The following is a 9857-nucleotide window of genomic DNA, read 5'->3' on the forward strand; positions in this document are numbered from 1 at the left end:
GGAAAAACCATTCCCAGAGCCACTATCCTGGGAACATTGATTACTACTATGGTTTATATATTGGGAACAATAGCTGTCATGGGGATGGTGCCTCCAGGAGAGCTTGCCATTTCACCGGCACCATTTGCAGATGCCATGGGGATTATGACAGGGGGATTAGGACGTGGATTAGTTGCATGTGGTGCAGCAATTGCTGCCTTTGGCGCCCTTAACGGATGGATCTTAATAGTTGGTCAATTACCAAGGGCTACTGCAAAAGACAAACTCTTTCCTGGAATTTTTAAGAAGGAAAACAAACAAGGTGTTCCGGTTTATGGAATGCTTATTGGCAGCACTTTGGCTTCCGTATTAATGCTAATGAACTATTCCGAAGGTTTGGTTGAGCAATTCAGGTTTCTAATTTTACTGGGAACATTAACTGCCTTAGTCCCTTATCTTTTTACCGCTGCTGCCTATGTAAGTATCCTATTAGAAAGAAAGTTACCTTCCCAACCATGGTTGGGAATATATGGCATGGGAAGTCTGGCTTTTTCCTACGCTATTTGGGCTATATTCGGGGCAGGGGAAAAGTCTGTATTTTGGGGATTTATTTTGTTGATGTTAGGAATACCATTTTATGTATTTGTAAAATGGAAAAATAAAGATTCAACCTAATATTTAGATGCAATATACCTGTCATTCTGAGTTCAAAAAATTGGAATCCGTGTTCATCAAAACCCCGGAGGAAGCATTTATTAGTGAGGAAAAGCTAAAAAAAGAATGGGCTGTTCATAATTACCTTTCCAAACCAGATCTGGCCAGGGCAAAAGAGGAATATGAAGAATTCAAAAATTTACTTGTCAGGAAAGTACCTCATATAAGTTGTTTTCCCAAATCTGAATCGGTTACTATAGATTCCATTTATTGCCGTGATGCCAGCATAGCCACAGATCATGGAATGATTATTTGCAATATGGGTAAGCAAGCCAGGTCTATGGAACCGAATGCACAAAAAAAATTCTTCGAAGCCAGCAATATTCCGGTTCTTGGAACCATAAAAAACCCCGGCACCCTTGAAGGAGGAGATGTCGCATGGTTGGACAAAAATACCTTGGCCGTTGGGCATACATATCGCACAAATTTATCGGGCATCAAACAACTAAAAGAATTGCTCGCTCATTACAATATTAAAGTATTGGTGGCAGAGCTTCCGCATTACAAAGGCCCAACAGATGTCTTCCACTTAATGTCTATTTTAAGTCCGGTTGATAAAGATCTGGCAGTCGTTTATTCCCCGTTAATGCCCATTTCATTCAGGAATGAATTATTGCACCGTGGATTTACTTTTGTAGAAGTACCCGAACATGAATTTGAATCTATGGGTTGCAATGTGCTGGCCGTTGGTCCGAGGGATTGCGTAATGGTAGCAGGAAATACAGATACTGAAAATGCTTTGCGAAAGGCAGGGTGTACTGTTCATACTTATGAGGGAAAAGAAATCAGTTACAAAGGTGGTGGTGGTCCTACATGCCTCACCCGCCCCATTTACAGACAGGATTAAACTTACATCTTAAGGTAGAAATCCCGAGTAAGCTCGATATATTCCTCCGTATACTTGTGTCTTGACTTTTCAATAGTCAGTTCACTTTTTAGGACATCGGTTTTTTTAAATTGAAATTCCATAAAACTTCTTTTAACTTCAGAAGACGGATGCCCTTTTACATGCATTAAACGTAGTGGGTATAGACCAAATTTTAAGGCTTCCTCTTGCACTCTCTTTTCTTCTTTAAAAGGAGTTACCAAGGCAAAAATGCCACTTTCAGCAAGTAGTTCAGAGACCCCTTTTAAAAGAAGGCCAAAAGGCAGGGAACTATTCTGCCGGGCCTGGTCTCTTACACTATCACCACTGGAAACTTCTTCAGAATAATAAGGCGGGTTGGAAATTATCAGATCATATTTGTCATCAACCTCATCAAGGAATTCATCAAAAGAAGCATGATAACAAAACAATCTGTCTGCCCATGGAGAGGCCTCGAAATTTTCAACGCATTGTTCAAAAGCATCCTCATCTATTTCAATGGCATCGATACTCTCCGCTGAACATCTTTGGGCCATCATTAAACCGATGACGCCAGTGCCGGCTCCTATATCCAAAATAGATTCAGGCGAATGGAAAATATTCGTCCAGGCACCTAACAAAACCCCATCCGTACCAATCTTCATAGCACAGCGATCCTGATAAATGGTAAATTGTTTAAACTTAAATGGTTTTCTCATTCTATAGTACCTGCCTGTCTGTTATCCGTTCCTTCTATATCTTTCAATGAATCCCCTAATTTTTTTCGCATTGCATCTGCAAGCTGTTCTATTTCTTCCACAACCTCGGGGTATTCAGCAGCTACATTCGTAGTTTCGCCAAGGTCTTCAGAAAGGTCATAAAGCTCAATTTCATTTAAATCTAAATGCACATAATTGCCGGGAAGACCATCCTTGCCAGGCTGCTGACCTTCCATAGTCCTGTAATTGTGCGGGAAATAAAGCTTCCATTTTCCGTATCGGATACCATGAAGTTCATTCACACGGTAATAAAAATAATATGCCTCCTGAGGGCTCTCTTTGCTGTCTCCATAGAGCAATTCCCAAGCACTTTTACCATCAATAGCAGCTTCAGGCAATTTTGAACCTGTAATAGCTGCAATCGTAGGTAAGATATCTATGGCCATAACTGCAGCATCTATAGTGCGACCTCCTTTTAAACCGGCAGGATATCTTATAATAAATGGTTCCCTATGCCCTCCTTCCCAGGCAGTACCCTTGCCTTCACGAAATGGCAGAGCACTACCGGCATGATTTCCGTAGGACAACCAGGGACCATTGTCAGAAGTAAAAATAACAACCGTATTTTCATCAAGATTATGGCTTTTTAAAGCATTTAAAATCTGACCTACAGACCAATCAATCTCCATAATAACATCGCCATATAATCCCCTACCCGACTTTCCCCTGAATTTATCAGATACAAATAAAGGCACATGGGGTTGTGGATGCGGGACATAGAGAAAAAAAGGACGGTCTTTGTTCCTATTTATAAAATCTACGCTGCGCTCCGTAATTTGAGTTGTTAATTGAGCCTGGTTGGTTAAAGTGTCTATAATGGTTTCATTCTCATATAAAGGCAAAGGTCCAAAATTAAACACCGGACCCTGTTGTGGATGAAAGGGCCACATATCGTTAGAATAGGGAATTCCAAAATATTCATCAAAACCATGTTTGCCAGGCAAAAAATCCGGATGATCACCTAAATGCCATTTTCCAAAAATGCCGGTGGCATATCCTTTTGATCTAAGCATTTCGGCAATAGTTGTTTCTGAAGGATTTAAACCAATTTTACTATCTGGCATAAATGCATTGTGAATCCCAATACGATTAGGATAACAGCCTGTTAACAGCCCGGCTCTTGAAGCCGAGCATACTGCCTGGGCGGCATAAAAACTGGTTAATTTAACTCCTTCCTTAGCCATATTATCCAGGTGTGGCGTAGGGATGTCCTTAGCTCCGAATACACCTACATCCTGATAACCCTGATCATCGGTAAAAATTAAGACTACATTTGGAGGTTTCGTCTCGGCTGAAGCAATCGCTTCTGTTTTATCTTTACAGCTGGTCAGGAGAATGATCAGGATAAATAATGATAGATTACGAATCATTGCTAAGGCTGGTTTTTCAAGTGCTGTTTTGTAAAGTATTACAAAATACTTGTAAGTTGGGCTTAATATAATTAATTTTCATTCATCAGGTAGCGAATACAGAGCTTATACTAATTCTAAAGTATGATAATTAATTTATCCCGGAAAATAAGACTTCTGGTACGAAAAAACTTTTACTTAGTTTTTTCGATTTTTTTGACATCTCCGGGCTGCAAACCCAACAGCGATGGCCCTCACCCTATTAATCAAGTACTAAGTTCCATGTCGGATAGCTTGCCCATTGTAAGCATTCCTGAAGATGAGGATCCGAAGAGCGAAAACTGGAAAGGTGCAGATCTGGAAGAAGAGGGAACAATTCCCTGGTCAATGCGACAACTGAAAATATTTGGTATACTTCAAAACGAAAAGTTGATAAACTAAAAGAACACTTAACAAACAAGATTATGGAAAATAAAAAAAGTATTTATAGCCGAAGAAGGTTTCTTGGTACTTCTGTGACTTTTGCGGCAGGTGCAGCCATTACGGGTCCCTCCCTTCTTGCGGCTCCGTCAAATCTAAAAAACAGCTACCGGCCAAATTCAATAATAAACGGGGTACAGATTGGTGTAATCACTTATTCTTTCAGGAGCATGCCCGATCAAAGTGCCGAGGCCACCTTAAAGTACATATTGGATTGCGGTATCAGTGCCATTGAACTTATGGGAGATCCGGCCGAGTCATTCGCGGGAAAACCGGAAAATCCGGTTAACCGTCGTGCCTATTACTCCTTGTTAAGATCTAAACGCAGAGGAGAAGTACTTAATGAGGAGCAGCAAAAAGAGCTGGCAGAAATGCAGGCAAAAACGGCAGTTTACAACAAAGAAGTTGCGAAATGGCGTTCGGCTGTATCCATGGATAAATTTGAAGAACTAAGGAAGATGTATAATGATGCAGGAGTTACAATCTATGCTTTTAAACCACGTGCCTTTGGAAAAGACAATACTGATGACGAAATTAATTGGGGAATGCGGGTAGCAAAAACTTTAGGTGCCAGCCATGTAACCCTGGAGCATCCGGATGATGATATTTATACCCAAAAACTTGGAGCCATGGCAAAAAAACATGGTATTTATGTAGCCTATCATGGTCATGAACAACAAACCCCCACCTTTTGGGATACAGCACTGAAACAATCTAAATACAACGCATTGAACCTGGATCTGGGCCATTATGTAGCTGCCGGAAATAAAGCTCCGCTGGAAATTATAAAGAGCAAACATAAGCGGATAATGAGCATGCACACCAAAGATCGGCAAACACCGGAGCATGGCAAAGGGAATCTTCCCTGGGGAACCGGAGATACTCCTATAACCCAGGCCCTTCAATTAATCAGGGATAACAAGTATAAATTTCCCGTAACCATAGAACTGGAATACGATATCCCGGAAGGCTCAAATGCTGTAGAGGAGGTTAAAAAGTGTCTGGAGTATTGTAAAATGTCTCTGGCTTAAAATGCCTTTAAATTCATCCCTGCTAAAACAATTTCGAAAAACCCATTTCCTGATAGATTAATTTGAAACTTTTAAGTTCCATATAGGAAAGTATGAAACTTTAAGTTTAAGTTCTTTATCGCGCTTGTTGAAGAAATGCCAGCAAATCAGCCATGTCTTGTTTATTTATTCCTGCTTCCAGCCCTTCAGGCATTAAAGATTTTCCGGTAGACATAAAGACTTCAATTGTATTTTTTGGAATAATTACTTCTTCGCCACCTGTCATTTTTAAAGTCAGTTCTGTATCTGTTTCATTGCTGACTAGTCCAAAATAGATACTGCCACCGGTCGTGACTACTTTATAGTTCAAATATCGGGTATCCACAGCAGCATTAGGGTCTAGAATTTCATGAATCAGGGACTCCTTACTTTTCCTGCTTATTTCGGTTAAAACAGGACCTACGTCATTACCTGTATTCCCATAGATATGGCAGCTTGAACATAAGTTTTCAAATACCATACTTCCCTTTTCCGAATCTCCATTGAGGGCCAATGCAGGTTTCATTTCTAATATTACCTGTTTCCTTTGAACAACTCCGCTATCCGAAAATAATGCCTCAGCTCGTTTTCGAATATCTTCATCATCAGAAAACAACAACACCCTCCTGCGTTCCAGATCCAGATTAAATTCACCGAGGTTCACCGTTCCATCTTCCATGGCAGTTAGAAGCGCATCATGATTAAAGGATTTATATAACAGAATATCCGTTGCGTGCTTTCTAGCTTCCGGAGCTAAAGAATTCCACATAACTAATAGTTTTGGACCCACTCCTTTTTCGTTAGAATTCCATAATTGTTTGAGGGATTCCCTTTGCAAAACCATTGGTCTTTTGCTATTTAACAATGTGTATAACAAAGTGGCTCTGCTATCGAAATCAGACAAGCCAATTAACTTTAATTGTATTAATTGCTCATCTATACTACCCTTTTGGGCTAAAATATCCTTTTGGGATTGCGCCACTAATTCATTTATCTTTTTAGAAGATTGGAATCCCATGGCAAGACGCAGTTCTCCGGCAGCTTTTATTATACTCAGATCGTTAGTATTTTCCAGACTTCTCAAGGCTTGTAAAATTGAATTCTTCCCGTCTTTGTCTGCCAGTTGAGTTACCCTCTGAATGTATCCTTCGGAAAGTGATTCAATGAGTTCGGCTTTTGATGATGTTGATATATCACTTTTATAGATCCCATCCAGAACGGATTTAATACTCAAGCCATCCATTTCTTTTCCAACTATACCGGTCAAAATTCCCAATACTTGTTTTTGATCTTCTGTTAGCTCCTTGTTATTAGTCAACTCTTCACCAACAAAACTGCCAGCCTGTCTGCTTAATGCAAAGGACATTGCCATTCTATTCCATTGATCTGATTGAGTTTCATTTAATGCCTTTCTCAATAAGGCAGCGATTTGACCTCTGTGTGCAAAATATAAAGAATCTGGGATAGTACTGAGGGTAAGATTAGCCTGCATTCTAAGTCGTGAATTACTTGCCAGGGTCAAACCCAGGAGCGGTTCTATAAACTTGTCAATTTCTGCTGGTCTTGCCTCCAGAATTTTCAGGGCATTTTCGGCAATAGGGCTATAAGGGTCATTTAAAGCCTTCATTAATTGTTTGTTACTTAAACTACCCAGACCCTCAAGTGTCCATAAGCTATGGATTTTTGCCAAAGGATTTTGAGTGGTGTCTAATTGTGTTGCAAGTAAAGGAACTGAATTATAGTTCTTGTTAGTTACAAGTATTTGTTGAGCTGTCTTCCTTATCCATTGATTTTTGTTCCCCAGGGCCGTTACAAATTCTTTTTCACTGAAACTTTCCAGATCTTTTGGTTTTTCATAGTTATATTGGACTCCCGTAATACGATAGATTCTTCCTTTCTTTCTCCCAGCATTTAAATCCAATTCGGCCTCAATTTCATCCGGAATCCATTCAGGATGTTCAATTACTTCCCTGTGCATATCTAAAACATAAAGAGACCCATCCGGTCCTACAGTCATATTAACCGGTCTGAATGCCCTGTCACTGGACGCCAGGAATTCGGTTCTATCTCCAACTCTGCTGGCTTTGGAAGCTGCGTTGTTTTCTGTTAACAGGTCCATGTGAATGAGATTAAGAACGCAATCAGCTACCAATAAAGATGAATCAAAATCTTCGGGAAAAATTCCTCCCCCGTAAAATGTAATTCCACATGCTCCTGAAAAATATCCGGATTGCTCGGGGTGATTTACTCTGGTTTCCTGCTCACCAATGGGATAAATTCTAGATAAGCCGTTTTCATCATGGTCGGAGATATTTGTTAATGCATGGCCGGGAGTAACAGGAAAATTTCCGAAATAACGATCCTCAAATACCAATTGTGAAACATGTTCCAGGTTATGCGTTTCATATAATCTCCCCCATTCGTCGAAAGTAATTTTAAATCCCCCGGAAGATTCTCCCACCCTCTCGGCTATTTCATTTTCCAAATCCAAACGGAGATCACCTCCTCTTAAATTTAGAATAGCATCAGGTTTAGAGAAAAAATAGGGTTTTCCCGAGTTTCCACCATTTGCTGCATAAATCCAATTATCCAATCCATAAGTCAATCCATTAAAATTATGCTGAAGATTCTCATTGCTAAATCCATCCATAATATGGACACGTTCTTCGGCCGACCCATCAAAATCCTGGTCAGAAATCCAAATAAGATGAGGAGGGGAAGCAACCAGGAAACCATCATTGTAAAACATAAAAGAGGAAGCTACTCCGAGGCTATCAGCATAAACTTTCCTTTCATCATAGATCCCGTCATCATCAGTGTCTTTCAAAAGAATAATCCGGCTTTGTTCATCCCGCATAGGATATCCGGGCATTTCCAAAACATAGGCTTTACCGGAGGGAGAGAACTGCATGTCTACCGGATCAAAAACCAATGGTTCAGAGGCAACTAATTCAATTTTAAAATCAGGGTGTATTTCAAAATCTTCAATAGATTTCGAATTTTCGATTGTGCAGCTTAAAAATAAAGCATGAGCCACAAGACAAAAAACAATTCGGATATTCATGTTTTTACCCAAAATAAAAAGGACAATGAAAGATAGAAAAAAAGAAACAACCTAAAAAGTGCTATGCTCTTCTAATCTCAATTGAAAATACTAGGAAAGATAGAGATCTACCAAGCCTTCGGGAGTTGTTACGTAAAGCGTTTTGTTGTCTCTGTCCACTTTATCAATGATATTATCTGCGACAGGGATAAGCAATTCCTTATCATCCTTTTGCACCTCAAAAAGTGCCTGGGAAACAGAATCATTTACACCTGTTATAATTCCAATATTTCCGTGTTGGCTATCGATCATATCAAACCCTATAATTTCATGATAATAGAATTTGTTACCCGAAAGTTTGGGCAGGAATTCTAAAGGAAGATACAAATGAGAACCTATAATACGATCTGCATCGGCTTCAGACGAAATGTCTTCAAACCGTATACGGAGCAGATTCGATTTATGCAAATAACACTTCTCAATAAAAAATGGAACCAGATTGTTTCCTAATGAAACAAAAACTGATTCCATGTTTTCGTATATTTCGGGCTCATCGGTATCTAGTTTAACAAGTACCTCCCCCTTAAAACTATGTTTCGAAACGATTTTGCCCAGGTAGAAACAATCTTCCTTCTGCATCTCGTTCTAATAATTATTCTTTCTTATCAGAAGCAGCGGGCTTTTCTTCCGTGTCACCTTCTTCCTTTGCAGCATCTTCTGCCTTAGCAGGAGCGGCCTCTTCGGCAGCTTCTTCAACAGCGGGAGCAGCTTCCTCTGCCTTTTCTTCGGCTACTGTTTCTTCAGCTACAGGAGCAGCTTCCTCTACTTTTTCTTCAGCTAAGGGAGCAACTTCTTCCGCAACAGGCTCTTCTTTCACAGCTTCTTCTGCCGCAGCAGTTGCTTCTTCAGTGGCTTCGGTTTCTGCTCCGGCTTCTTCTGTTACAACAATTTCTCCCTCTGTTATTTCTGCTTCAGCCTCTTCGCTTAATGCCTCTGCTGCTGCTAAAGCTCTTTTTTCGCTTACTTCTTTTTCAGCTTCCAAAGCTTTTGCTTTTGCATCAGCCTTTACCTTATCAAGTCCGGCCTCTTTCTTTGCAATAGTCTTTTCCTTCTCTTCAACCCAGGCATTGAATTTTGCTTCTGCCTGTTCTTCGGTTAATGCACCTTTACGTACACCACCTAACAAGTGATGCTTATATAAAACACCTTTATACGACAAAATTCTTCTGGCAGTATCTGAAGGCTGAGCTCCGTTTACAAGCCATTGAACAGAATTGTCAATGTTTAATTCAATTGTGGCAGGATTGGTATTAGGATTGTAGATACCTAACTTTTCAAGGAACTTTCCATCTCTTTTTGAGCGCGCATCTGCTGCTACTACCCAATAAAACGGTTTTCCTTTTTTTCCATGTCTTTGTAATCTAATTCTAACTGGCATATCACATTAATTTTGTAGGGTGCCCGACCCTCGATTATTAATTCTTTTATTTTTTCCCGTAAATGGGCTGCAAATATACGTGTTTTCTATAAACCTCCAATACTTTTAAACGAATTCCTTTTTATTCTATTTCCACCAATTGATCCTTACCAACTATCAACTTAGAACGGTGCTTAGAAATA

The 9857-nt window shown here is 39.9% G+C and carries 8 protein-coding genes and 1 pseudogene; 4 read left to right on the plus strand and 5 right to left on the minus strand.

Going from position 1 to position 9857, the window contains the following annotated elements; genetic code table 11:
- Positions 1–654: amino acid permease (locus tag Q0X89_RS07630; RefSeq protein ID WP_297692777.1), on the plus strand; the 654-nt coding region annotated here is incomplete at its 5' end.
- 49 nt (positions 655–703) lie between these two features.
- Entirely contained in the window at positions 704–1540 is an 837-nt protein-coding gene (locus tag Q0X89_RS07635) for a dimethylarginine dimethylaminohydrolase family protein (protein WP_297692779.1), read from the plus strand.
- Positions 1541–1542: 2 nt separating this feature from the next.
- Here the strand turns inward: Q0X89_RS07635 and Q0X89_RS07640 are convergent, their stop codons facing one another.
- Positions 1543–2256, minus strand: a complete 714-nt coding sequence (locus Q0X89_RS07640) for a methyltransferase (protein WP_297692781.1) — start codon at positions 2254–2256, stop codon at positions 1543–1545.
- Entirely contained in the window at positions 2253–3686 is a 1434-nt protein-coding gene (locus Q0X89_RS07645) for a sulfatase (protein WP_297692783.1), read from the minus strand. The genes Q0X89_RS07640 and Q0X89_RS07645 overlap by 4 nt, the downstream gene beginning before the upstream one ends.
- 261 nt (positions 3687–3947) lie before the next feature.
- On the opposite strand from Q0X89_RS07645, the gene Q0X89_RS07650 reads away from it, so the two are divergent.
- Together Q0X89_RS07650 and Q0X89_RS07655 are read left to right on the plus strand one after the other, a co-directional pair.
- Complete coding sequence (locus Q0X89_RS07650; RefSeq protein WP_297692785.1) at positions 3948–4106, plus strand: hypothetical protein; 159 nt, start codon at positions 3948–3950, stop codon at positions 4104–4106.
- Between the two features lie 23 nt (positions 4107–4129).
- Positions 4130–5176, plus strand: a complete 1047-nt coding sequence (locus tag Q0X89_RS07655) for a TIM barrel protein (protein ID WP_297692787.1) — start codon at positions 4130–4132, stop codon at positions 5174–5176.
- Between the two features lie 115 nt (positions 5177–5291).
- Here the strand turns inward: Q0X89_RS07655 and Q0X89_RS07660 are convergent, their stop codons facing one another.
- From Q0X89_RS07660 to Q0X89_RS07670, 3 genes and pseudogenes are all read right to left on the minus strand, one after another.
- Positions 5292–8258 (minus strand): PVC-type heme-binding CxxCH protein, encoded by a 2967-nt coding sequence (locus tag Q0X89_RS07660; protein ID WP_297692789.1) that lies wholly within the window; start codon positions 8256–8258, stop codon positions 5292–5294.
- Between the two features lie 90 nt (positions 8259–8348).
- Positions 8349–8876, minus strand: a complete 528-nt coding sequence (gene rimM, locus Q0X89_RS07665; RefSeq protein WP_297692791.1) for a ribosome maturation factor RimM — start codon at positions 8874–8876, stop codon at positions 8349–8351.
- A 238-nt stretch (positions 8877–9114) separates the two neighbouring features.
- Positions 9115–9675: pseudogene (locus tag Q0X89_RS07670) on the minus strand (30S ribosomal protein S16); the annotation flags it as partial.
- Between the last annotated feature and the right edge of the window lie 182 nt (positions 9676–9857).

It is taken from the genome of uncultured Eudoraea sp. (genome assembly GCF_947258525.1).
Lineage (GTDB): Bacteria > Bacteroidota > Bacteroidia > Flavobacteriales > Flavobacteriaceae > Eudoraea.